Consider the following 25,215-nt stretch of genomic DNA (forward strand, 5'->3'; position numbering starts at 1 on the left):
CGGGGGAGGTGGCGGGCGGAGCCCGTCGTAGGGGGAGCGTGAGTTCGCAGTTTGCGTGGGGTGTTGTGAAGGCCTTGTGCTCCATCACCCCAACCCTCTCCCGGAGGGAGAGGGGGCAAGACGCCGTTACGGTTTCGTGGCATCAGGGCGTGAGGTACGGCTGGTTCTTCAGCGCCAGCTCCGCCTGCCGGGCGGGCGAGACGAACGGCACCTCGAACGCCAGGCGGATGCCCACGTCGGCGTAGCCCTTGGCCCCGATGAACACGTTCAGCGGCTGCGGGGCGGTGGGGTTCAGCGAGGCCGGGGACAACGCCGAGGCCCCGAGCACCGCGAACTGGTTCTTGTGTTCCCGGCGGAAGGCGTCGCGGCGTTGGTCGATGGAGGGTTCATCGTCGATGAGCGGCGTGGGGTCGATCGGGCTGAGCGTGACCAGCTCGGCCAGGTTGCCCACCAGATGGACCGGCGTGGCCGACGCATCGTCGTGACGGGGCGAAGGCTTGAACCAAAGCGTGGCGTCGTTGATCGGGTGGAAGTCGCCCACGGGATCGGCGCTGGCCGTGTTGGTCGCGGGGCGGAACACGTCGCTGTTGGCCCAGTCGATCCCCGGGGCGCCGGCCTGGATCAGTTGAGAGACATGCTGAGCATGACGGGCCCATGTCGTGTCGCGCAGGTTCGGCACGGTGCGCGGCGGGACGGGGAAACGCTGCATCGCCGTGGTCCATTGGCCCACGGTCGGCAGGCGGCAGCCCAGGCGTGCGGCGAGATAGGATGCGCTCTCCGCCGTGACGTAGTTGATCGGGTAGTCCGGGCGGGGCGGTGATGGGGTGAGGTCGTTGAGGTACGCCGCGGGGGTGCGTAGCCAGTTGCGCGGATTGATCTCCAGCGACGACTCGCCGTGCACCCAGACGCTCGGCCCCTTGCGGGTGTCTTCTTCGCCACGCTCGGGCATCACGGCCAACAGCTCGTCTTCGACGCCGTCCCACCGGGCCAGGTCGATTGCCAGCCCCACGGGCAGCTCGGTCGTGCACAGGTAGAAGGGGTCGCCCCGCTCGGGATCGATGCGCACAAACGTCAGCGCCCAGTCGCCGCGGGTGAACGTCACGGATTGCCCGCCGTCGTGGGCCTGGGCTTTCCACCCCCGAGCCGCGGGCCCGGCCTCGGCCAGCATCTCGCGGGGCGAGGCGTTTTGCGCGGTCAACCCGTCGAGCGTTTCGAGCATTGGCGTGAGCTTCGGGTCTTCGTCCATCGCCCGGACCTGATCCGAAAACGCCCGAGCCATGGTGAGGATCTCGGCGTCGCGCTGCGGGCCGGGGGCGGTCGGCAGCGTGCCCAGGGCCGACTGCATGCGGTACAGCCGAACGTTGAACTGGGCGTGGATCGGCAGTCCTTGAACCTCGACGTTCATGCTCTGGGCCATCGCGGCGATGGCGTCGATCTCGGCCTGATCGCCCGCGGCGTTCATGGCCAGCAGCCAACGCGCCGGCCGCGCCTCGGCGAGTTCGGCGACGAGGGCTTCGCCCCGCTCGCGGTCGCGCTGCGCGATGGCCCGCGCGTGTTGGGTGAGTTGCTTCTGCAGTGCGAACTCGGCGGTGAGCGTCGCGCTGCGTCCGGGCCAATCGACCTCGGCCAGGTGACGCCACATCGCAAACGCCAGCGCCGGCTCGTGGCTCTGCGTCGCCGCCTCGTACAACGGCACCCAGCTTTCGAAGCTCTTGGCCACCGCCGTGATCGCTTCCACGCGGGCCCATACCGGATCGACGGCCTCGGCCACGCTGGGATCGCGCATCAGGGCCGACTTCTTGCCGGCGTCGACCTCGGCGGCCAGCCCGCCTTCGGCAGTACTGACCGCGGGGTCGTCGAGGCGGTACGCCCCGGCGGTGGCCCGCTCGATGCGGGTGGCCAGGTCGGCCAGGGCTTCGGTGGCTTTGAGCTGTTTGGCGTAGCCGCGTTGGAGCTTCGACCAGCGCGTGGTATCGATCGGCAGGCCGTCACCCAACGCCACGGCGAAGGTGGCCTGACGCTGCTCGGCCGAGCGGGTCTGCAACACCTCCAACAACTTCGCGGTGGTGAAGTCGTGGCGGTTGAGGTCGAACGTCGCGGCGGGCGGCAGGCTCTGGGGCGAGTTGGAGTCGTTCAACGCGAGAAGCGTTTGCCGGGCGGTCTCCAGGTCGGCCGCGGCGGCGGCGAGGTCGTTGTCCTTCTCGAGTTTTTGCGCCAGCCTTTGCCGCTCCGCGAGCCAGGCGTTTTCGATCGCGGGGGAACGCTTGCCCGCTTGGGGGATCAGCGGCGTGGTGGCGCGGAGTTGGTCGGCGGTCTGTTGCGCGGCCAGGGCCTGCTCGAGTTTTTCGGCCGAGGCGACCGTGTCGCGGACATCGCGCTCGATGAGGTTGCGCTGGATCTGGAGCTCGTTGGCGAGCCCTTCTTGATTGGGGGAGTCGAGCACCGAGTCGATTCGCGAGTGGAGCTCTTCGATGCGGTTGGCCAGGGGCTTGGCGGTCAGGTGGTCGGCGGCCTGCAGCTTGCGGAGCGGCGGGGTGGTTTGGGCCAGCGCCTCACGCTGCTGCTTGGCCCAGGCCGGCCGCCAGTCTTCCTCGGCGACGCCGCGGTAGTTGTCGACCTCGGCGAGCCAGGTCCGGAAGATGTCGCTGTGTGGGTGCTCGCCCTGGGCGAGCATGGTGTAGGCCCGGCCGGTCTCGCGGAAGCGGGCGTGGTCGATGGTGTCCCACTGATCGCTCTCGACCATCCGTTTGAACCGGTTGGCAAACGCTTCGAGGGCGCCCAACGTTTCGGTCAGCCCCGCGAGCTGCGGCGAGTAGGGCGCATCGCCGTTGGTTTGCGAACGGGGTGCGGTGGGGGGCTCGTGGTCCAGGTCACGCACCGCCTGGGCGAGCGCATCAAAGACCGGGTCGTTGTACGGGGCGAGCACGGCGAGTTCTTCTTCGAGCAGTTTGACCGCATGGGCGATGCTGGTGGTTTGCGCTTCGAGGCGCTGGAGCTTCATCAGCGTCTGGCCGACCGGGGCCTTGCCGTAGGGCGGGGCGTCTTTGAGGTGGAGCTCGACGAACTCCGCGGCGCGGTCCCAGCCGTGGTCCTTGAACATGACGTGGTGGGACTCGAGCGCGACGATGGTGGGCCACTTCGCGAAGGCGGCTTCGATACGGCTCAGTGCGGCGACGGCTTGGCTGGTCGCGCCGATGGCCTGCGGGGTCTTGGCCGAGGCGGGCGGCTCCTGGCCGATCGCCGCGAGGTTGCTGCCCGGGCGTTCGGCGATGAAGCGTGGGTCGAACTTCTCCGCGTCCGCGAGGATGTCCACCACCGAGCTCAGGCCTACGTCACGCAGGACCGTTTTGTCCTGGTGCTCAATCGATCCCTCCAGGGGCGAAAACCACTTGGCGTAGTCCGTGCACAGGGCCTGCCACTGGGCCCGGGCGGTCTCGTCAAACGGGCTGCCGCGGAACACCAAGGCGAGTACGAGGCCGAGCACGATCGCCCCGCCCCCGATGAAGCCGTAGCGCAGCCAGCGGTGGTCGACCTTGACCTGCACCTTCGGGAGCTGGGGCAGGTTCGGCCGGCCGGGCTCGACCTTCTTGCGGATGCGATCGGGGATCGGCGGCGGGTCCGGGGCCATCCACGAGGTGTCGGTCGACTCGCCCTCGCGGGGGTCGATCTGCCCTAACGGCTCGGGGTCGGGATGGTTGGAGTCATCGCGCATGCAGCTCAATCGCTTCGTGGGAGCGCCGGTCGGGAGTACGTGTACTTATTTTTCGGCAAGAAAGGCCCCAGCCCACGCACCCAATATAGCCGGATTCGCGGTAAACCCCTATATCTTTGGGTCCTGGGGCACTATCGGACACAAACCCACCCATCCCCCGATGCTGTCGGCCGGGTGGCTGTCAATACCCCGGCGGGCTTAATCGGCCCCGCGAGGTGCCCGATGGAAACGGTAAGGGGTGTTTGAATCCGCCCCGATACGCCGCCGCGGACCTTCCGCAGGAGCCCGACCATGAACCGTCGCACCTTTGCCGTTCTCTCCTCGACCACCGCTGCGCTCGGCCTGACGCTGGGCGGGTGCTCGACGTCCTCGCTCCATCAGGCCACGGTCGACCAGCCGATGCCCGAGCACCTCGAGATCGCGATGGCCAGCCCGATGCCCACCTTCGGCGTCGGCGATGAACTGGGTTGGTTGGCGTTCGGCGATCTGGCGTTGGCCCCGATGCCCGGCGAGCCGACCGACGTCCTGGTGATCGTTAAGGCCGAGCCGATCGATCCCCAGACTTTCGACTGGGTCGGCCAATACCTCGCCCTGGCGGACTGAATCACTAATCGACCAATGATGACCGCATAACTCCTCCCCCACCGGGGGAGGTGGCCCGCGCAGCGGGTCGGAGGGGGCACTTGCCATCACTCTGCATCCGAACGAGAGGGCTTAACTTCCCCCTCAGTCGCCTTCGGCGACAGCTCCCCCGAGGGGGAGCGGTTGGCGTAACTCTACTTGTGCTTGTGAACAAACGCGGTGATCAGTTGCTGCCCGCCGCGGCGACGAGTTCGTCGAGGGTGCGGAGGCTGACGCCTTGCGGGGCGATCTTGCCGTAGGTCCACGCCTTGAAGTTCTCGAGTTCCGCCGCACCCAGACCGAGGTTGGGCATCGCTTCGTTGACCAGTTCGTCCAGGCCTGACAACGCTTCGAGCGTTTCGGGGTCCTGCTTCTTGAGCCATTGGACAAACTCGATCGGGTCGATGTCGGTGACCTCGGCATCGGCCATGTAGCGGTCGGCCGACTGCTGGATCATCGAGCGCACCTGCTGGGTCTGGTCCACCGGCGAGGTGGCCGCCGCGCGGTCCGCGGCGTTGGCCCCGGCCGCGTCGCCCGCCGCCAGGCTGCTGCCCGCGCCCGAGGCGTTGTCCGCGCCCGCGTTCACGAAGAACACGTCTTCATACGCTCCGACCGCTTGCTGAGCGGCCTGGTAGTCCAGCCGGTTGGCGCTGACCCGGGTCGTGCCCGGCGTGGCGTTGCCGGTGGGAGAGAGGTTCAGGTCGTTGAGCACGGTCGCGGCGACCAGGTACTCGAGCAGCGGCTGCTCGTCGAAGTCTTTGACCTTGATGCCCAGCCCGTCTTGCAGCGACGAGGCCAGGCCCGCATCCACGGTGGGCGGGCTCACGCTCGCGGTCGTCAGGGGGTCGGTCGGGAGGAAGCGGGCGTAGGCGTCGACGAAGCTGCTGTTCGTGCCCGAGCCAGCATCGCCACCGTCGCCGTTGTCTCCACCGTCGCCGTTATCGCCACCATCGCCGTTGTCGCCGCCGTCGCCGTTATCGCCACCGTCCCCGTTATCCCCGCCGTCGCCGGGGGGGAAGGGTTGGCCGTTGACGATCGACGGGCCCTGGTTGGGGTCGCCGTCGATGTTGATGAAGCCGTCGGGTGCGTTGAGGATCAGTCGATCGTTGGGGGCCGAGCCGGCGTGGTAGGCGAGCTGGCGGGTGTTGATGGTGATGGTGGCGTCGTCGCTGAAGTTGCCGAAGGCCGAGCTGTCGGTGGAGAGCGTCAACGATTCGTCGCCGGTGTCGAGGGTGATCTCGCCCGCTTCGACCTGGCCGCTGCGGAACACCGACAGGCCCAGCAGGTCGCCGGCACCGAGGTAGACCTGGCCGTCGCTGCCCGCGTCCACGGTGCCGTTGTTGGTGAGCTTGCTTTGTCGTCCGTCGGTCGTGCCGAAGCCTTCGAGCTTGATCAGGATCTGGCCGTCGGGCCCGTCCTGCAGCAAGATGTCTTGTCCGCTGACCAGCACGATGGTGCCGTTGTCGGAGGAGATCGTGCCGTCGTTGGTGACGTTCTTGCCGACCAGCACCACGCCCTCACGACCGAACAGGTTGTCCGACAGGTTGGTCATCCGCCCGGTGGCGTCGGTGAAGCGGTCGATGCCGCTGAGGAAGTCGGCGTTGTCCATGTTCGCCCCGGCCGCGACGATCCGGCCGACGTTGACCACGGCCGTCGGCGAGAACGACACGCCCGCCGGGTTCACGAGGTACACCTGCCCGTTGCTGCCGAGGAAGCCCTGGATGTTGGTGTGCTGCCCGCCGGTGATGCGGTTGAGCACCGCCGAGTTCGCGTTGGGCTGGTTGAACACGACGCGTTCGGAGTTGCCGATGTTGAACTGGGTGAACTCGAGGATGGTCCGCTGGGACGTGGTGGTGATCGTCGTGTTCTTGCCGACGGTATCGATCGTGGCGCTGCCGGAGATCACCGTGCCGCCTTCGGGTGCGGCGTGGAGGGGCAAAGCGACCGCCGCCGCGACGAGGGCGGTGCCCAGACCGAGCGTGGATTGGATGTGAGGTGTCATGGGGTCTCTCTTTCTCGTTCTCCACCAGCCATTTTAGCGGCGTTTATCCCAATCTCGAAGCGGTTTGTGTAGGTCAGGTCTTCGACCTGACGGGGTGTGTCTTGAGTGGATGTCAGGTCGAAGACCTGACCTACAAGGCGGTTACGTGTTTAGTACAGCAGCGTAAAACTGAAGTGAAACTGGGAAGAGCCAGCCGTGGTGCCCGCGGCGTCTTCCAGCGCTACGCCGTAGTCGATGCGGAAGTTCGCGTTGCGTTTGAACAGCAGGTCGACGCCGACGCCGGCGCCGACGAGGGTTTCGTTCTGCTCGAAGAACAGGCGGTCGTTGTTGAGGCTGCGGCCGGCGTCGATGAACGCCTTGGCGACCAGATCCCAGTCGGCGCTGCCGTAGGGCTCTTGCGGGAACGTGCGGAACGGCTCGCCGAACATCTGCGTGACCGGGCGTTGCTGGCCCGGGGTCGGGGTGAACAGCCGGGGGATGTGCAGGCGGTACTCGGCGGTGGCGATCAGCACGGTGTCGCCGGCGGTGATGGCTTCGTCGTAGCCGCGGACGGTGTAGAGCCCGCCGAGGACTTCCTGGGCCTGGGGGTTCAGCCGGGAGTCGGGCACGTACTGGCCGCGGAAGGCGAAGAACAACTCGTGGGCCAGCGTCGAGCCGGGCGTGGAGATGTTCAGCCAGTCGTCGCGGTTGAAGATCGGCTCGAGGTAGAACGAATGGGTCAGGCTGAAGGGGAACTTCACCCAGTCCGCGTCGGTGTTGAGCCGGCCCAGCCCGTCGATGTCCGGCGAGTCGGTGCCGGCCACGCCGTCGAGGTTGAACTCCACGCCGAGGTAGGCCGTGGTGGTGTTCACTTGGGTCGTGTTCTCGAACGCCACGCCGAGGTAAGGCACGAAGAACGGCTCGGTCTCTTCGATCGCGGCGAACTGGTTATCGACGTAGACCGATTCCCAGCGGGCCCCGCCGACCAGGTCGAGGAAGCTCGGGCCCTTCTGCCAGAAGTTCCAGATCAGCTCGCCGCCGATGCCGTACTCGGTGCCGTCGAAGTCGGCGCCGGGTGCACCGACGTCGGACGCGGTGAAGTCCTGGAACGTGCCGTAGGTCCGCCAGTGCAGGCGGTCGTTGGACTCGAAGGGGCGCTCGTAGCTGATGAACAGGGCGTGGGATTCTTCGAAGCCCGCGGTGACGTACTCGATGCTGAAGATGTCATCGTTGCCGGTGAACTGGGTATCGAGGTAGCCGAAGCGTTCGCGCCAGACGCGGGTGTCGGCGGTGCCGGTGTTGGACAGGTTGAAGAACGCGGTCCACGGCTTGGCCTCGCTGACGAGGTAGTCCAGCACGGTGTCGCCCTGCGCCGGGTTTAGCCCGGTGGACACGGCCACGGCGGCGTTGCGGCCGGGGTGGCGGTTGAGGTCGAACAGGTAGTCGTCGATCTGCCGGCGGTTCACCAGGTCGCCCACGCCGACGGGCGAGTTGGCGAGGATGCGGCGGTGGTTGGGGTGGTTCACGCGCTGGCCGTCGGTGATGCGGTCGCCGCTGGCGACGGTGCGCATCTCGCTGACGACGTTGGTGCGGACCAGCAGGCGCAGCGTCGTGTTGCCATCGGCTCGGAGGTCGCCGCCCCAGACGGCGGTGCCCTGGTCGGTGAAGTCGACGCGGATTTCGTTGGGGTCGGGCGAGACGAGCACGCCGATGATGCCGCGGTCGTTGAAGTCGCGGACCACGGCGGCGGCGACGTGGTTGGCGGCGCTGGCGTGGAGGGTGTCCAGGGGCAGGGTGTTCAGGTCGCCGAGGCGGACGGGGGTGTTCGCCGAGCCGGGGCGGGGGGCGACGTAGCCGGTGGGTGTTTCGAGGAACTCGACGACGATGTTGTTCAGGTCGTCCTGAGTGGGCAGGCCCGGCAGGTCGCGGAGCATGACAAAGTCGAACGCGGTGATCTCGTAGGCCGGCCCGTCCGCGGCGGCGGCCTGGGGCCCGGCCTGATCGCTGCGGAGGGTGGTCGCGTCGGTGCCGCTGAGCGGGGCTTCCTGGGCGACGGTCCACCACACGCCCGCCATCGAGCCGACGGCGGCCAGGACCTGGGTGCTGGTGCGGAGAAGTTTCATGGGTGGATTCCTGTCAGAGACGTCCGTCGCCACACGGGGGACTCGCCCGGTCAACGCCAAGGGATCTACTTTTGTTATAGCCCAGGCTGAGCGGCGATCCATTCTTTCTGGCCGACGCATGGCAAAGCGTGCGGCGTGTAACGATTATCGGATGTATGCGGGCCCACTCGTGAGCCAACCAGGGGTATTTCAGGGGTTGGCGTACGGGTGGCCGGGGCAGAGTCCGCGATGCCCCGGAACGAGAGTACAAGGCGGGCGGTCGATGCACGTCTCCGGGGCTTCGCCCAGCCTCAGCCCCGGCCACCCGTCGGGGTGTGATGGGGCTCAACCGGATAGGATGCGGCCATGACCGAATCGGCCCCCATCACCAGCCTGACCAACCCCCGGGTGAAGCGGGTGGTGCGTCTGCGCAAGCCCCGGGAACGCCGCCGGGAGGGCGTACTCTTGGCCGAGGGGCACCGCGAGATTAGCCGGGCGGTCGCGGCGGGGCTGGGGCTGGCGGAATGGTTCGCGTGTCGGGAGATGCTCGACGACCAGCTGGACGGCTGGCCCGAGGCGGAGCCGACGTGGGTGAGCCGCGAGGTCCTTGCGAAGATGGCGTACCACGACAAGCCCGAGGGGGCGTTGGCCGTGTTCGAGACGCCGAGCTTTTCGTTGGGCGATCTGCCCGAACGCGAAGCGGGTTTCTACATGGTCGCGGTGGGCACGGAGAAGCCGGGCAACCTCGGGGCGATGGTGCGGACCGCGGCGGTCGCGGGGTGCGACGCGGTGTTGGCCGTCGGCCCGGCGGTGGACGTGTTCAACCCCAACGCCATCCGCAACAGCACCGGCGCGGTGTTCGCGTTGCCGACGGTCGTGGTCGAAGACCCGACCGAGGCGGTGGCGTGGCTGCGCGAGCGGGGCGTCACTGTCGCCGCTGCGCTCGCCGATGGTGGGGCGGACTGTTACCAGCTTGATTGGGCGAAGCCGGGTGAGGCCTTGGCCGTGGTCGTCGGCCCGGAACACGCGGGGCTGGACCAAACGTGGCGCGACGCGGCGGACGTGAAACTCACCATCCCCCAAGCCGCCGGTTCGACCGATTCACTCAACGCCTCGAACGCCGCGGCGGTGCTGCTCTTCGAAGCGGTGCGTCGGCGATCGTGTTAATTCGGTAACCCCTACATTTATGGGGGGTATCGGGAGCGCGGGTGAGCGTACAATTGAATCGGTCGAGGCGGCAGCGTTTTGCTGGGGAATTGCGGAGTTTGAAGTTGGCCGACGCGAAGAAACACCAACCCGCCGAGAGCCGTTGGCTCAACAAACGCCTGGGCAAGTTCCGGCTGCTCAGCCTGCTCGGGCAGGGCGCGATGGGCAAGGTGTTCCTCGCCGAGGACACGACGCTCAAGCGGCAGGTCGCGCTCAAAGTTGTCGCCACTTCCAAAGATGATCCTAAAGCCCAGGCCAAGGCCCAGCAGTTTGTCCGCGAAGCCCGGGCCGCGGCGAAGCTCAACCACCCCAGCATCGTCAACGTGTTGGAGATCGATCAGCAGAAAGACCTGCTCTACATCGCCATGGACCTGGTGCAGGGCGGCGACGTGAAACAGCTCATCAAGAACAGCGGCCGGATCGCCCCCGCCAAGGCCTGCGACCTCGCCGCGGATGCCGCCGACGCCTTAGCGTTCGGCCACCGGTTGGGCGTCATCCACCGCGACGTGAAGCCCAGCAACCTGATGCTCACCCGCGAGGGCCGCTGCAAGCTGGCGGACTTCGGCCTGGCCGACCTGGGCGATCCCAACGACGACTTCCGCATGCCCGACGGGATCATCGGCACCCCCTCGACCATCGCCCCGGAGGTCGCCCGCGGCCAGCCCGCCCAGCCCGCGTCCGACCAGTACAGCCTGGGCTGCACGGTGTGGTACATGCTGACGGGGCAGCCGATCTTCAGCGGGAAGAACGTCCGCGAGGTCTTAATCAAGCAGGCCAACGAGCCCACGCCCTCGCTCGCCGAGCACTGCCCCGACCTGCCCGACGTGTTGATCCAGGGCATCGAGACGGCGTTGTCCAAAGACCCCGAAGAGCGTCACGCCGACTGCGAAGTCTTCGCCCGGCTGCTGCGTGGCCACAGCATCGCGATGGGCCCGGCGGGTTCGAGCATGTCGCTCTCCAGCGCGAGTCTGGCCGCGGTGATGCCGCCGGCCGCGGGCCGACGCCAGAAGACGCCGTGGCTGATCGCCGGGGCGTCCGTCGCGGCGCTGGCGTTGGGTGGGGGCGCGATGATCGCGTTCAGTGGCAACAACCATGAATCACCTCCGGCTACTCCGGCAGAATCGCAATCGCTCGAGGCCGAGTCGGTTGCCAGAGTGACTGCGCCCGAAACCGAAGCATTGGAGGAGACAACCGCCACCACCACCACCACGACCGAGCCGCCACCACCGATCGAGACAGCGTCCGTTCCTCCGACGCCTTTCCCCCCGCCCGCCACCGAGCCCGCCGCAGTGAACGCGGACGTGTTGGAGTTTACCGCCGATCAAACCCAGCAGATCAAGCCGTTGGTCGCGGACGACACCGTGGTCTCGGTCACCGGCCGGGTCCAGTCGGCTCAACTCAGCCAGTCGGGCAAGACCTTCATGGTGAAGTTCGAAGGCAACGGCCGGGGAGACTTCCAGGTGATCTGGAAGCCGAGCGCATACGAAAAGATGGGTACCGCGTTTGGAGGATCCCACGGAGAACAGCTCGCCGGCCAACGCATCCGCGTGACCGGCGAGCTTTCCTCCATGTTCGGCACGCCGCAGATCCAAGTGACGTCGCCCGAGCAGATCGAGATGCTGGATTAATTGCTAAGAACCAGTGGCGGGCCTTGGCCCCCTCTCCCCTCGGGAGAGGGCTGGGGTGAGGGAACTCCGAGTCGTTTCCATCTCGCCGCAGATGTTTCCTGCCAGCGCCGACACCACGTTCCCCCTCCGACCGGCTACGCCGCCCACCTCCCCCGGCGGGGGAGGGGTTCCACGCCATTCTCCGCACCGTGGTTCATATTCATCAGTGCAATTTAACGCTGCGGCGGGGGACGGCGGGGGCGTTCGCCGTCTTCACCGCCACGCCGTTCGCCGCGTCGGCGTTCTCCGCGTTCGCCACGCTCGGTCCCGTGCGGACGGGCCGGTGCGAAGCTGCGGTCGGGGTTGCCGTAGAAGCTGCGGGGGATGAAGGGGTAGTCTTCGGTGATGACGTAGTAGTAGGTGCCGTCGGGGTACTCGGGGGTGACGCCGTGTCGGCCGTTGTGCTGATCGAGGTCGCCGAGGCCTTCGACGTATTCCCAGTCCTGGACAAAGGTGCCGTCGTACTTGCCGCCGGGCGAGACGTCGCTGCGGGCGGGCCGGCTTCCCTCTTTGACGCGGTAGCTGCTTGAGGGCTTGATGAGCTTGCTGGCCGGGTCGTTGGGGTCTTCGTGGACCCACACGCCGTAGATCGGGAAGCCGTCGGCGGCGTATCCGATGAGCACCATCTGGTCGGGCACCCGCGAGGCCGGCTTGCCCGCGGCCTCTTCGTAGACGCCCACGGGCAGCGCGTGGTAGTGGTACGCGCCGGTGTTTTGGACGTGGGCGTTGTGGTCGTCGAGGCCCAGGTTGATGTTGCCGGTGAGGGCTTCGTAACGCCAGCCGTCTCGGGGGGCGTCGGCCCCGCGGCCCCGGCCGTTGGGTGTCCAGATCTCCGCGGTGCCGGGCTCAAACGGCACGCCGTTGATCGCCACGCCGAAGAGAAATCGTCCGCGGACCTCGCCGTCGGCGGCCTCGGGGTCGAGCGGCATGCGGAACGTGTAGTTCTGGGCGGAGATGGTATTCGGGTTGCCACGCGTCGGGAACCTGCCGGGCACGTGGTCGGGGATGCCGTTGGAGGTGATGAAGCGGTAGCCGTCCTTCTCGGTGATGAGCGCTTTGTGCTCGAACCCGTTGACGTTGGCGTACAGCGCCTTCATCTCGGGATCGACCTCGGTGTGGTGGTGTTCCTCGTCGTGTTCCGAGGAGAAGTGGGCCAGCGAAGACCCGGCGGGCAGGAACAGAGCGGCGGCGAGCAGGGGGGTGGCGATTCGTTGCATGGGGGGCTCCAGCGGGAGGGGGAGGCGGGGTAGAGAGCACAACGCCGATTGACGCGGGTTATTGCAGACCCGTCCTCGCTCAGCCCGCAAGGCTCTATCGTCCGCCCCGACCCGCAACGATTCGGCCGCGAGCCAAAGCATTTGTTTTTCGTTCAGCCCGGCCCGCCTCCCGCGGACGAAGTCGCAAGCCATCGGAGTGGTGGAACGCGTGTTTCACACCCTGCCAGCCCGTAAGGCGGGTTTTCTCGAGCTTGGCCGGCCGCCCCCCGACGAAGACACCGCCGGGCGATCCCCGCCTCAACCGTCTCATAACCCGAGAACTGAGTTCATAACATGTTGACCTGCTTCACGGTCTTGCTATGTTGTTGTGCAAGAGGGAAACCCCACCGCCCAAACGGTGGTCTGCTTGGCAGGAACCAGGACCTAATTCATCGCTAACCGAATCATTTGTTTCGATCGGCCCAAGCACCTGGCTTGTCGCTCAATACTGCGATGGAAGGATCACGATGCGCGTTTTCATGCTCGGCTGGGAGTTCCCCCCCTTTATCAGTGGGGGGCTCGGCACCGCTTGCTACGGACTGACCAAGGCCCTGTCCCGCCAAAACACCGGCGTCACCTTCGTGCTGCCCAAAACGGTGGACAGCGATTTCACGTCGCACGTCAAGCTCCTCTCGCCCCAGGCCCCCAAGGCCGCGGTCGGCGATCGGGCCCCCGAATCCGTCGCTAGCTCCTATGAGATCGACGCCCCCGTGATGCCGGGTGACAGCGAAGAAGAAGACTTCGAAAACGTCAGCTTCAAGGCCGTGCCCTCGAAGTTCAGCTCGCCCTACGCCGGCGGGGCCTCGGTCGCCTCCCGCGGCGAGAGCTCGACGGGCGGACCCATCAGCTTCATCAACCCCCAGGCCTCGATCCCCCAGCCCCTCGCGATCACCCAGGGCGGAGGCACCGCGGTCGCCGAGGCCCCCGAGCCCGAACCCGCCCGCACGCAGGAAGCCCCCGACTACGACGGCGACCTCACCGCCGAGGCCCACCGCTACGCCAACCTCTGCGTCGACCTGGCCCGCGGCGAAGACTTCGACGTCATCCACGCCCACGACTGGCTGACCTTCCCCGCCGGCATCGCCGTGGCCCGCGCCACCGGCAAGCCGCTGATCGTCCACGTCCACTCCACCGAATACGACCGCTCCGGCGAAAACGTCAACACCGTCGTCCGCGGCATCGAACACGAGGGCTGCCACGCCGCGACCCGCATCATCGCCGTGTCCCGCCGCACCAAGTCCGTGCTGGTCGAACGCTACGACCTCCACCCCGACAAGATCGAAGTCGTCTACAACGGCATTGAGAACGGCCCGGCCAACCCCGACATCACCATCCCGCCCAAGATCGACAAGGACGACAAGATCGTCCTCTTCCTCGGCCGGGTCACCATGCAAAAGGGCCCCGAGTACTTCATCCGCGCCGCCAAGCGGGTCCTGGAGATCCTCGACCACGTGAAGTTCGTCGTCGCGGGCACCGGCGACAAGATCCAGGAACTCATCGAGATGGCCGCCCGGGCCGGGATCGGGCACAAAGTCGTCTTCACCGGGTTCTTGCGGGGCGATGACGTCGAGCGCGTCTTCAAGATGGCCGACGTCTACGTCATGCCCAGCGTCAGCGAACCCTTCGGCATCGCGCCGCTCGAAGCGATCGCCCACGACGTGCCGGTGATCATGTCCAAGCAGTCGGGCGTCAGCGAAGTCATCGAGCACGCCCTGAAGGTCGACTTCTGGGACACCGACGAGATGGCCAACAAGATCGTCGCCGTGCTGCGTCACCCGCCGCTGGGCGCGACCATGCGTGAACACGCCGACCTCGAGGTCCGCAAGCTCACGTGGGAAGGCGCTGCCGCGAAGTGCCACGAGGTCTACGAATCGGTGGTGTGACCCGCCTGTGAGTCGACGTATTCCGCCACAGCAAATTTATCCCAGTTTCACCAGGCCGTGCGATCCGGTTATCGGACAACGCAACGGTGTTTCTGCGCCCGATTGATTCCACGCGGCGTTGCGGGGTTGCCGATAACTACCGCGATGGAAGATCAATTCACCCGCCGATGGTTTCTCCGGGCCCTGGCCGTTGCGCCCCTCGCCACGCTGCCCATGGGTTGCGGCGACCCGCAGTCCGCCGCCGCGGCGACACACCGGTCGAAGGTGTCGTCCGGCTCGTTCGACATCGGGCTGCCCGACAAATACCGCCGCAACCGCGTCTACACCAACTTCGCCGACTCGCACGGCGTGTACCTCGTCTCGGGGCACAAGATGCTCGTCGCCCTTGCCGCCGAATGCACCAGCGACAAACACTCCACCTCGGTCGTCCGCTGGGAGCCCGAGGTCGGCATCTTCCGCTGCCCGATCTGCTCGGCCAAGTACACCCGCGACGGCCTGAACCGCGGCAAGTCCCAAACCAGCCGCCCGCTCGAACGCTGCCGTATCCGTGCCTCGGGCAAGATCTACGACCGCGACACCACGCTTGTGGTCGACCCCGGCAAACGCTTCCGCCAGGAAGACCAGGAGTGGTCCAAACACACCTCATTCTTCCCCCTCGAAGAGATCGTCCGCAGCCGCGACGAGAAAGAAAAGATCCGCCTCGAAAACGCCCGCATCATGGAAAAGCCGCCGCTGCTCCGGCATAAAGACTGAGGCGGGTTACGGTCATTTATTGATAATTGATAATCAAATATCTGTGAAATAAAGGTTTACGATAAATCTTATTGATAATCACCGTCGTGGTTCGTACGATTAGATACCAACTGCGAGCCACATGGATGTTCCCGCGCTCGCCAACCCCGCATGACCGACTGGACCCCACCATGAGCTGCAACATCCACGAAAACCACGACCACGAACACGGCCCCGGCTGCGGCCACACCGCCATCAAGCACGGCGACCACGTCGACTACCTCCACGATGGCCACCTCCACCATCCCCACGGCGACCACGTGGACGAGCACGTCATCGAAGTCTCAGAAACCAACCCCGACGGCTGCACCGGCGGCCACACCTGCTCGGGTCATGATGCCGACCACGTCCACGGCCCCGGCTGCGGCCACGAAGCCGTCCCCCACGGCGACCACATCTGCTACCTCGTGGCTGGCCACCTCCACCACCCCCACGACGGCCACTGCGACGACCACGGGCCGATCGAAGTGGTGAAGTGAGATCGCGGTTTTCCTTACCGCCCATTCGGCGGAACTAACTCAGTAAATCCTCAACCGTTTCCATCGCGGACCATGCGGCGGCGTGTACGCTGCTCCAGTCGTGAAACCGCGTGTAGGCATCCCCCGCGAAATACACCCGGTCATCGACCGAGCCGGCCAGGTGTTGCGAAGTCGATACCGGCGCATCGTCGGCGAGGTACGCGGCGTGGATGTACGGTTCGTCGTTCCAGTTCTGGACGAGGTGCCGAACGTAGGTGCGGCTTACCTCGCCCTCGAAGACCTCGTCGAGCTCGGCGAGAATCCGCTTGAGTAGTTCGTCCTCGGACAACACCAGGTAGCTTTCGGCGTGGTGGCCAACGGCGAACAGACCCAAGATGTTTGCTTGGGATTTTTGTCCGTACGCGGCGTCGTAGTAGAGCCGCTGCCCCTGTTTCATTTCGCTGTCCGGGAACGCCAGCGCTGCGGGGTAAAACTTTTCGGTGAATTCGAGGAAGACTTTGAGCCCGCTCCAAATGTCGGCCGATGCGATCGCGCGGGCGCGTCGCGGGGGCAGGGCGGGCGTAAAGGCGAGGTCGCCGCGCTGGAGGATCTTGAGCGGCACGGTGACGATCACGCGGTCGGCGACATGGGTTGCGCCCTTGGCGTCGGTCAACTGGACCGTGTCTCCGGCGTAGTCGATCGCCGTGACCTGCGAGTCGAACGTGATGGCGTCCGCGATGCCGGGGTAGATGTAGGTGTTAAAGAAGTCGAGCCAGCTCGAGCCGACAAATTTGCGGTCGAGCTCGTCGCCGATGGGCCCGAGCATGAGGCGGCCGTCGTAATAACCGGCGAGGTCGTTGGGGTCATACGCCCTGACTTTGGTGGTCACGTTCACCGCGGGGTCGTTCACGATCTCATCAAGAATCCCCGGCCCGACATGGACCCACTCGGCCCCGAGCGAGATCGGGAAATCCGTAAACGTGGTGTGGTGCTTGATCCGCCCGCCGTGCGTGGGCGCCGCTTCGAACACCGCGACCTCAACGCCGTACTGACGGAGCAGGTGCGCCGCCGTCATCCCCGCCGGCCCCGCCCCCACGATCACGATGCGTTCTCCCAACCGCTCCGCCGCGACCTTCGAGCTCCGGCTGTTACAGCCGACCAGCAGTGAAGCCAATCCCGCCATCCCCTGGGCGATGAAGCGGCGACGGCCGAGTGGCGTGTTAGGCGAATCGAACATGGTCTGAGCAGTATAAATCTACGGATCAGATAACGTTTTCTGGAACCTTACCTTTCCCCAGATGCAATGCTTCATACATCTCGGGTAAGTTCCCTTTTAATAAACTGACTGGCATCGATCCGCCAGTCACCATCCACAAAATGTGCGTCAACCTTACCTATCTCTGTCGCTAGCGATACCTTGCCTGATTCGATCGACCCGGAAATGATAGACACGACGTATGAATCGGTAATCGCCATAAGTTGGCCGGCTACACCAGGAGGCGTACCATCTCCACGCCATAACACTGCGGCGTCAGGGTGTGCCAAAATCAATGGCTCAATTAATGCTCGATCTGACGAGTAGCGAGCGGCAGGGACTGACGCCAAACTTTTGCTTGCTCCGGTTCGACGTGTGTATCTCGTATTTGGGCGGCCAGTTTACGAATTTCGTTCAGCGATTTGGTTTGCCGTAGCTTGGCGTACTCGACAAGCAGTTCGCGAAGCCTTGTTATTGCTGTCTCATCGTCGTCGCAGACCAATCGAATCGCACCGGCCCACCCATATTTATCGGGAACCAGAAGTCGAGCGTTTACGAATAGGTTTAGCGTTCGCTTGTTATCGTCTGCGATTGGGGAATCGGAAGAAGCGATCTGTATTCCAGTGAATAACGCTGCAACCTCACCGAACGTACCGTTCACGGTGTACATCTTCGGACGGCGGCAAATGCTATCGACGAGTTTGATGAATTGCTCTGTCTCGTCCATACCTCTGCTTCAGGACAGTTGATTAGCTAGTTTATATTTACCGGGGCGACTCACATCACCCGGAAACCGATGTCGCGGCGGAACTGAGCGCCTTCGAATTTGATCTTGTCGCAGGCAGTGTTGGCTTTGGTTTGGGCTTCCTTCAGCGTGTCGCCCAGGGCGCAGACGCCCAGGACGCGGCCGCCGTCGGTGACCAGGGCATTCTCGCGGGTGAGCTTGGTGCCGGCGTGGAAGACGGTGACGTCCGGATCGCTCTCGGCATCTTCAATGCCGGTGATGGGCTTGCCTTTTTCGTAGTCGCCGGGGTAGCCGCCGCTGGCCATGACGACGCAGCAGCAGACACCTTGGTCCCAGGAGAGGTCGACCTCGTCGAGCTTGCCGGTCGCGGTGGCGAGCATGGCGTGCATGAGGTCGCCCTTGAGGCGCATCATCAGCGGCTGGGTTTCGGGGTCGCCGAAGCGGGTGTTGAACTCCAGCGTTTTGGGCCCGCCGGCGGTGAGCATGAGGCCGGCGTAGAGCACGCCCTTGAAGTCGATGCCGTCGCGGCGCATCGCGTCGACCGCGGGGACGAGGACCTCGGTCTGGATCTGGGTGAGCAGCTCTTCGGTGATGAGCGGGGTGGGGCAGTACACGCCCATGCCGCCGGTGTTCGGGCCGGTGTCGCCCTCGTGGGCCTGCTTGTGGTCCTGGGACGGGTCGAGGAGGAAGAGGTTGCGGCCGTCGACGAGTGCGAGGATCGAGACCTCTTGGCCGACGAGGCGTTCTTCGACGAGCACGGTGGTGCCTTCTTCGCCGAACTCTTTGTGGACCATGCAGCGTTCGAGGGCTTCGACGGCTTCTTCGTTGGTCGAGCAGACGATCGCGCCCTTGCCCTTGGCCAGTCCGGTGGCTTTGACGACGACGGGGGTCTCGCGGGCCTCGACGTAGGTCTTGGCCATCTCGAAGTTGGTGAAGGTCTTGGAGTCGGCGGTCGGGATGAGCGCGCCCTTCATGAGGTCCTTGGCGTAGGCCTTGTCGCCCTCGAGGCGGGCACCGTCGGCGGTGGGGCCGAAGATGTGTCGGCCCGGTGCGGCGAGGCGGTCGGCCAGGCCGTGGCAGAGCGGGTCTTCGGGGCCGATGACGATCAGGCCGATGTCGTTGTGGCGGCAGAAGTAGTCGATCGCGTCGACGTTCTTGGTGTCGACCGGCTCGATCTTGAGGTCGACGTTGGTGCCCAGGGCGGCGGTGCCGCCGTTGCCGGGGGCGAAGAACAGCTTCTTGCAGCGTTTGGACTGCTTGAGCTTCCAGCCCAGGGCGTGCTCGCGGCCGCCGGCACCGAGGATCAGGACGTTCATGGGGTCGGACGGGAGGCCCGCCCCGGCGTTACCTTTGGTTTTCTTTGCCATCGGCGGCAGGGTAGCGGGATGGGCGGGGATGGCAAGTTTTGGACGGAACCGGGCGCATCGAAAAGCCGCTGGCGGCTTGGCGTGGATCGAGGTCCAGCGCTAAGCCGCAAGCGGCGATTGAATGCGTCTTGATGCGGGGCTTACAGCTTGAACTGGCCGCAGAGCATCTGGAGCTGCTCGGCCTTCTGGCTGAGCATGCCGGCGGCGCGGGCGGCCTGTTTCCCGCCGTCGGCGGTCTGCTGGCTGACGGCGGAGATCGACTCGACGCTCCGGGCGACCTGCTCGGACGCGGCGGACTGCTGCTCGGCAGCGGCGGCGATGGAACGCACCATGCTCGAAACGTCCTGGGCCGAGGCGACGATCTGCTTGAGCGATTCGCCGGCGGCGCTGGCTTTGTTTACCCCGGTGGTGACCTGGTCGGTGCCGGCGTTCATGCGGTCCACGGCCAGGGTGGTTTCGGTCTGGATGTCGGAGATCGACTGGCTGATCTCTTCGGTCGCTTGGGTGGTACGGTCGGCGAGCTTGCGGACTTCATCGGCGACGACGGCAAAGCCCCGGCCGTGTTCGCCGGCCCGAGCGGCCTCGATCGCGGCGTTGAGGGCCAAGAGGTTGGTCTGGTCGGCGATGTCGTTGATGGTGGCAATGATCTCACCGATCTGCTCACCACGCTTACCGAGTTCTTCGACGCTGAGGGCCGAGGCGGAAACCGCTTCGCTGATGGCGTGCATGCCGTCGATGGTTTCTTGCACCACTTGACCGCCTTCGCTGGCAACCGAGCCGGAGTGTTCGGCCGAGTTGGCGGCGTCGGAAGACTTGCGCGCCACTTCGATGATCGAAGCGGACATCTCTTCAACGGCGGACGAGACCTGATGGACCTGAGCGGTCTGCTCGTTCATGCCGTGGGCGATCTCGTCGCTTGAGGCCGCGATCTGCGTCGAAGCCGCGGCAACCTCTTGGCTAGTATGGGCGACTTCCTGGATGAGTTCACGCAGGGCACCGCTCATCTCGTTCATCGATTCGGTCAGTCGGCCGAACTCGTCTTTGGTCTTTACTGGCAAGGCTTCGCCGGACAGATCACCCTTGGCGATCGCACGGGCACGCCCGAGGATCGGAGCGATCGGTTTCACGAGTTTGACCGAGAAAAAGTAGCCGATGAGCGACACGAGGATGGCGATGCCCAGGCCGATGCCGGCGAGCTCCGCCTTGAGTTTCTTGGAGGGGGCGACGACTTCTTTCATCTCAATGTCGGTGATGATGCCCCATTCCAGGCCCTCGATGTTCAGCGGGCTGAACGCCATGAGCAGGTCTTTGCCGTGGTCATGGACCTGCATGACGCCCGATTCTCCGGCGAGCATGGCGGTGACGGCTTTGTCGTCCAGGCCGCCCTTGAGGATGGTGGCCGACTCGTCGAAGCGGTCGTTGGAGCGGAGCAGCTTGTCGTGCCCCAGCAGGACCGATTGGCCGGTTTCGCCCAAGCCCTTGGTACCGGACATGATTTCGTTGATGTTGTCGACGGGGGCTTGGAACACCGCACAACCGATGAGTTGGCCGTTCCAGAAAACCGGGGCGCTGATGAACGCAGCGGGGGCGCCGTAGCTCGGCTCATAGAAGTCGAAGTCTTCGATGAACACCTCGCCGGGCGAGTTCGACGCGAGAGCGCTGCGGACGGCGTCAGCGAAGTTGGTGTCTTTGTACGGGCCGGTCAGGAAGTTGGTGGCGTAGTCGGTTTCCTTGAAGACCGAGTACGTGAGATTGCCCTTCTTGTCGAACAAGAAGATGTCGTAGTAGCCGAAGCTCTCGAGGAACCGGCGGATCTGCGGGTGGTACTTGCCGTGGTGCATGTTGTATTGCACCTTCGCGTCGTGCTTGTCGAGTTTGAGCTTCTCGCCGACGGGGTGGGGGTTGTTGGCGATGTACCAGGACTGAAGCGCGACGCCGGCGCTAGAACGCGGGACATAGGCTTCAGCACCGCGGTAGGTCTGCCCGGCCTCTTCGGCGCGGGGGCGGAACTGGTTGTCGTAATAGCCGGCCACCGCGCGGTGTGCGTCGCTGCCGGGCCTGGTGTCGAAGTCGATTTCGTAATCGAGGTACTTGAAAGCTTCGGAGAAGTGGTAGGCCGCTTCGCTGATGCCGCGGTCTTGGCTGAAGTTGACCATCTGCGCACGGATGAACTTGAAGTAGCTCTCGATCTCGTGCTGACGGCCGTAGTTGATCGCCTCGAGTTCGTGCTTGCGGTCATAGAGCAGCGCTTCGCTGGAGCGGGCGGTGGCGATCGCGCCGACTACGTAGATCGAAGTCAATCCGACTGAGACGGTCAGCACAATGAGTTTGACCTTGATTGTCATACGCTCCCGCAAGAACCAAATGGCTATCGCGACGCAGGCAAAAGTGAGAATGGGGAGAACGATGTCGATCAACATGATGTTCCAACTCCTGGATCGTGGCGTGATACCGCCTGAATGGCTTACGGGAGTAATTCGGTCATAGCGTTCAGGCTCGGGAGCCTGAGGAGCTGCGTCTGGGGATAAATGGGGGGTTCCCCGAGCGGATGTGACGGTTACCGGTTTATTGGACACGGCGACCGCAGGGGCGGGCTGGGGTTGAGGCAGGGGCGGGCCATAGATGAGTATGTCTTCCGTTGGCGGCGCATAGCTGGGCACACATACCGCTAGCCACATCAGGGCGATCAATAGATAGGTGGGGATGCGCGAGGCCGACATGCATTCGCTCCGAGCGGGGCAAATAGGCTCCGCTGGTAGCGCAATCGGAAAGAAGTCAGGCAGGATTGAGGGGCGGCACGAAGGGCCTCGGCGTTATCAGACCGTCCCTGCGAAAACCGGCCGCGTCGTGAAAGACGCGGCCGGTCGAGTGTTTGTGAGATGAACTGATTGTGTGTGGGACGCGTGAGAAGTCCGGCAACACATCAGTAAGCCCGCGGCGCCCGGGGCGCACCGTCACGGCCGCCCTGGTTCTGCTCGGCGGGGGCGAACTCCTGGTAGGTGTCCACGCCAAACTTCACGACTTCGTGGGGCACAAACATGCGGAGGGCCAAGGCTTCGCCGTCGGATGCCCCACCCATGCCCAGCGGGGGCAGGTCGGCGGGGATGTCGAGCTGTTGGCCGTTGGGCGAGAACATCAGCAGGAACGGGTTGGCGGTCTCGGCGATGCCGGCGAGGCTGACGTAGGCCTCCATCGACGCGTCGGCGGGCAGGTTATTGTCCCGCATGGTGGCGATGGTGCCGGCCGAGCCGATGCCGTCGTCCTGGCCGATGGCTTGGAGGCCTTGGGTGATGAGCTGGGTGTCGGCGACGGTGCTGACCAGGACCTTGCCGTCCTTCGCGGCGATGTAGCCGCCGGTGCCGGAGTTGCCCATGAGCATCGCCATCGGGCCGAACTGCTGCATCATGGCGGGGGGCAGGTTCATGTTCATCTGGAACTGATCCACCTCGACGCCTTCGATCACCAACGCCTTGTCGGTGTAGGTGGTGGTGAAGGTGATCTCCTGTTCGCCCTGGCCCGCTTCCATCTCGGGGAGGGTGATCTTCATGCCGCCGAGCTTTTCGAAGTTGGCTTTGTTCTGGGCCTTGAAGGCCTCGGCGTCGTCCACGTCGTACAGCGTGAGCGAGGTGTAGAAGCCGCCGGCCATCATGGCGGCGGGGTTGGGGGCGTAGAACACGCTGGCGGCACCCTTGACGTCCTTCATCATGGCGAAGGATTCGGTGTACATCGCCAGGAACCCGGCGTCTTCACCGCCCAGCACCTCGTCGATCTTCTCGATCATCGCGTTGATGCCGAGCTGGGTGGAGTCGACCGAGCTGGCGTAGATGTAGGACTTGTCGGGCAGCGTCGCCAGGAGGCCCGCGGCGTTGGTGGAGTCGCCTGCCTTGTCGGTGGGGGTGAAGTAGCTGGCGAGCTCGCTGTCCTTGGTGAGCATCGACGAGATGGTCAGGCCCAGCCCGCCGTCGCCGAAGTCGGCGCTGAGCAGGACCTTGTCGTTGCCGTCCACGAGTGTGCGGCCGTAGGCCTCGTAGAAACGGATGATGGTGTCGAGCGTCCCCTTGAACGCGGCGGGAATATCGTTGTTCGGGTCGCCCATCTCGCGGCCGATCTCTTCCATGGCCCGATCGATCGCCAGGTTCAGCGACGGGGCGAGCGACGCCATGTCGACGTAGATGAGCGCATCGCCGCCGTTGAGGTATTCGGTAACCAGCGGGCCCATGGCCTTGGTGATGGCCTGGCCTTGCTTGCCGGCGGCATAGGCCTGCACGCTTTCGAGGGTCTCGCCCATGAGGGCGTAGCCGTTCTGTTCTTTGGAGAAGCCGTCGAAACTGTCGTAGGACACCGAGGTGATATCCGCCATCGGGTCGCCGCCGAGCTGCGCGACGAAGGCTTTGTAATCGCTGACCGGCACGAGCATCATCGCGCTGGGTTCTTTGTCGCCGTCCTGCACCGCCGAGTCGATGGCGTCGGCCAGATCGGTGATGACGACCAGCATCGCGCCCTCGTCATCCACGCCCTCGAGCCAGCCCATCTGACGCTTGAACGCGCCCAGGCCGTCGTCGAGCTCGGGGGCGACTTGGTCCAGGCCGGTCTCGGTGGCGAAGCCGGCGATGGCTTCGCTGAGCCCGCTCATCGAGGGGATCATGATCACGATCTCGGCGCCCTCGGCGGCCTGGTCGAGCGTGGTGGTGACCATCGGCGCGGCGGCCGGCGCATCCTGCGCCCAGGCGGAGGGGCCGGCCAGACACACAGCGGTAGCCGTGGCCACGCCGGCGAGGGTGCGGGTCAGTCGAGGGGTTGCGAGCATGGGGTTTCCTTTTGATCGGGAAAAGAATCGAAAGTGGATGGTCAAATCATACTCCTTTGGGTCGCTTGAAACCGCGTCAATTGGGCTACAATCAGGGGTTCCATGCCCAAGAACGGTAAAAAAGTGCTCGTTGCCATGTCCGGCGGCGTCGATTCGTCCGTGGTCGCGGCCCTGCTCCAACAGGAGGGGTACGAGGTCGTGGGCTGCTTCATGCGCCTGGGCAGCGACGATTCGATCGAAGCGGCCGACGGCTACGACAACATGGCTCCGTGCCCTGTCCCCGGTGATACGGGCGGGGGGGACATTGCGTTACCGCAAGTCAAAAAACACAAGCAGGGCTGCTGCTCGGTGAACGACGCGGGAGACGCCCGCCACGTCGCCGCGATCCTGGGCATCCCGTTCTACGTGATGAACTTCAAGAAGGACTTCGGCCGGATCATCGACTACTTCGTCGATGAGTACAACGCCGGGCGGACGCCCAACCCCTGCGTCCGCTGCAACGACTGGCTGAAGTTCGGCAAGCTGCACCAATACGCCAAGAGCATCGACTGCGATTACGTCGCCAGCGGCCACTACGCCCGCATCAGCCGTGGGCTGCGGAGTGGAGCGACAAAGCCCCGGACCGGCGAAGCGTCTGGTGCCCGCCTGCTCCGCGGCGTCGACCGCTCCAAAGACCAGTCCTACGTCCTCTTCGGCAGCCCGCGCGACCGCCTCGACCACATGCTCCTGCCCATCGGCGAGATGCAGAAATCCGAGGTCCGCCAGATCGCCGACGACCTGGACCTGCCGGTGTTCAACAAGCCCGACAGCCAGGAGATATGCTTCGTCCCCGACAACGACTACGCCAAGCTCGTCGAGCGCCGCACCGAGGGCGGCTTCGACACCGGCGATATCCTCGACACCGACGGCAACGTGCTCGGCCAACACGACGGCCAGCAGCACTTCACCCTCGGCCAGCGCCGCGGCATCGGCGTCGCCGTGGGCAAGCCGATCTACGTCGTCGACAAAGACCCCGCCACCAACACCGTCACCGTCGGCGGCAAGGACGACCTGCTCGCCGTGGGCTGTACCGCGAGCCAGACCAACTGGCTCATCGACCCCAGCGACGTCCCGACCGACTGGCGCGACTGCGAGGTAAAGGTCCGCTACAACTCCCCGCCCACCCCCGGCCGGGTCCGCGTCACCGGCGACGATGCCCTCGAAGTCGCCTTCACCGACCCGGTCAGCGCCGTCACCCCCGGCCAGGCCGTGGTCTGCTACGACGGCGACACCGTCCTCGGCGGGGGCTGGATCGATGCGGTCCAAAAATAGACTGGATGGCGCTGGGGATTTCCGCCGATTGAACCCATAGCGTCCAGCGACG

General features: G+C 65.3%; 16 protein-coding genes. 7 read left to right on the forward strand and 9 right to left on the reverse strand.

Translation table 11 applies throughout. From position 1 onward, the window contains the following. Positions 1-142 precede the first annotated feature (142 nt). Positions 143-3,712: a hypothetical protein gene (locus HNQ40_RS10085; protein WP_184677715.1), complete on the reverse strand. Its 3,570-nt coding sequence runs from the start codon at positions 3,710-3,712 to the stop codon at positions 143-145. A gap of 291 nt (positions 3,713-4,003) precedes the next feature. Here HNQ40_RS10085 and HNQ40_RS10090 point away from each other — a divergent pair, with 291 nt between their 5' ends. Then, on the forward strand, positions 4,004-4,315 hold the full coding sequence (locus HNQ40_RS10090) for a hypothetical protein (RefSeq protein WP_184677716.1): 312 nt from the start codon (positions 4,004-4,006) through the stop codon (positions 4,313-4,315). 202 nt (positions 4,316-4,517) lie between these two features. Here the strand turns inward: HNQ40_RS10090 and HNQ40_RS10095 are convergent, their stop codons facing one another. Continuing rightward, on the reverse strand, positions 4,518-6,335 hold the full coding sequence (locus HNQ40_RS10095; RefSeq protein WP_184677717.1) for a two-partner secretion domain-containing protein: 1,818 nt from the start codon (positions 6,333-6,335) through the stop codon (positions 4,518-4,520). A 149-nt stretch (positions 6,336-6,484) separates the two neighbouring features. Then, positions 6,485-8,437 carry a ShlB/FhaC/HecB family hemolysin secretion/activation protein gene (locus HNQ40_RS10100; protein WP_184677718.1) on the reverse strand — a complete coding sequence of 651 codons (1,953 nt, stop codon included), beginning with the start codon at positions 8,435-8,437 and terminating at the stop codon, positions 6,485-6,487. A gap of 345 nt (positions 8,438-8,782) precedes the next feature. Here HNQ40_RS10100 and HNQ40_RS10105 point away from each other — a divergent pair, with 345 nt between their 5' ends. Further along, positions 8,783-9,583: a TrmH family RNA methyltransferase gene (locus HNQ40_RS10105; protein WP_184677719.1), complete on the forward strand. Its 801-nt coding sequence runs from the start codon at positions 8,783-8,785 to the stop codon at positions 9,581-9,583. A gap of 98 nt (positions 9,584-9,681) precedes the next feature. Next, the gene (locus HNQ40_RS10110; RefSeq protein WP_184677720.1) at positions 9,682-11,250 is read left to right on the forward strand and encodes a serine/threonine-protein kinase; all 1,569 of its coding nucleotides are present in this window, start codon (positions 9,682-9,684) and stop codon (positions 11,248-11,250) included. Positions 11,251-11,462: 212 nt separating this feature from the next. Here HNQ40_RS10110 and HNQ40_RS10115 read toward each other — a convergent pair whose 3' ends face one another. Next, the gene (locus HNQ40_RS10115) at positions 11,463-12,506 is read right to left on the reverse strand and encodes a YHYH protein (protein WP_221435470.1); all 1,044 of its coding nucleotides are present in this window, start codon (positions 12,504-12,506) and stop codon (positions 11,463-11,465) included. A 506-nt stretch (positions 12,507-13,012) separates the two neighbouring features. Here HNQ40_RS10115 and HNQ40_RS10120 point away from each other — a divergent pair. From HNQ40_RS10120 to HNQ40_RS10130, 3 genes are all read left to right on the forward strand, one after another. Beyond that, complete coding sequence (locus HNQ40_RS10120) at positions 13,013-14,428, forward strand: glycosyltransferase (RefSeq protein ID WP_184677721.1); 1,416 nt, start codon at positions 13,013-13,015, stop codon at positions 14,426-14,428. Between the two features lie 144 nt (positions 14,429-14,572). After that, positions 14,573-15,181: a hypothetical protein gene (locus HNQ40_RS10125; protein ID WP_184677722.1), complete on the forward strand. Its 609-nt coding sequence runs from the start codon at positions 14,573-14,575 to the stop codon at positions 15,179-15,181. A 170-nt stretch (positions 15,182-15,351) separates the two neighbouring features. Further along, a complete protein-coding gene (locus HNQ40_RS10130; protein WP_184677723.1) occupies positions 15,352-15,699 on the forward strand; it encodes a hypothetical protein in 348 nt (115 codons plus the stop codon). A gap of 34 nt (positions 15,700-15,733) precedes the next feature. Here the strand turns inward: HNQ40_RS10130 and HNQ40_RS18515 are convergent, their stop codons facing one another. The 5 genes from HNQ40_RS18515 to HNQ40_RS10155 form a co-directional block, all read right to left on the reverse strand. After that, entirely contained in the window at positions 15,734-16,915 is a 1,182-nt protein-coding gene (locus HNQ40_RS18515; RefSeq protein ID WP_184677724.1) for a flavin monoamine oxidase family protein, read from the reverse strand. A gap of 322 nt (positions 16,916-17,237) precedes the next feature. Beyond that, positions 17,238-17,660 (reverse strand): hypothetical protein, encoded by a 423-nt coding sequence (locus tag HNQ40_RS10140; RefSeq protein ID WP_184677725.1) that lies wholly within the window; start codon positions 17,658-17,660, stop codon positions 17,238-17,240. A 50-nt stretch (positions 17,661-17,710) separates the two neighbouring features. Beyond that, a complete protein-coding gene (gene purD / locus HNQ40_RS10145; protein ID WP_221435471.1) occupies positions 17,711-19,045 on the reverse strand; it encodes a phosphoribosylamine--glycine ligase in 1,335 nt (444 codons plus the stop codon). A gap of 140 nt (positions 19,046-19,185) precedes the next feature. Beyond that, complete coding sequence (locus HNQ40_RS10150; protein ID WP_184677726.1) at positions 19,186-21,390, reverse strand: methyl-accepting chemotaxis protein; 2,205 nt, start codon at positions 21,388-21,390, stop codon at positions 19,186-19,188. A gap of 578 nt (positions 21,391-21,968) precedes the next feature. Further along, positions 21,969-23,852, reverse strand: a complete 1,884-nt coding sequence (locus HNQ40_RS10155) for a hypothetical protein (protein ID WP_184677727.1) — start codon at positions 23,850-23,852, stop codon at positions 21,969-21,971. A gap of 102 nt (positions 23,853-23,954) precedes the next feature. Here HNQ40_RS10155 and mnmA point away from each other — a divergent pair, with 102 nt between their 5' ends. After that, positions 23,955-25,163, forward strand: a complete 1,209-nt coding sequence (gene mnmA, locus HNQ40_RS10160; RefSeq protein WP_184677728.1) for a tRNA 2-thiouridine(34) synthase MnmA — start codon at positions 23,955-23,957, stop codon at positions 25,161-25,163. The last annotated feature ends 52 nt before the right edge of the window (positions 25,164-25,215 follow it).

The organism is Algisphaera agarilytica, assembly GCF_014207595.1.
Taxonomy (GTDB): Bacteria; Planctomycetota; Phycisphaerae; order Phycisphaerales; family Phycisphaeraceae; genus Algisphaera; species Algisphaera agarilytica.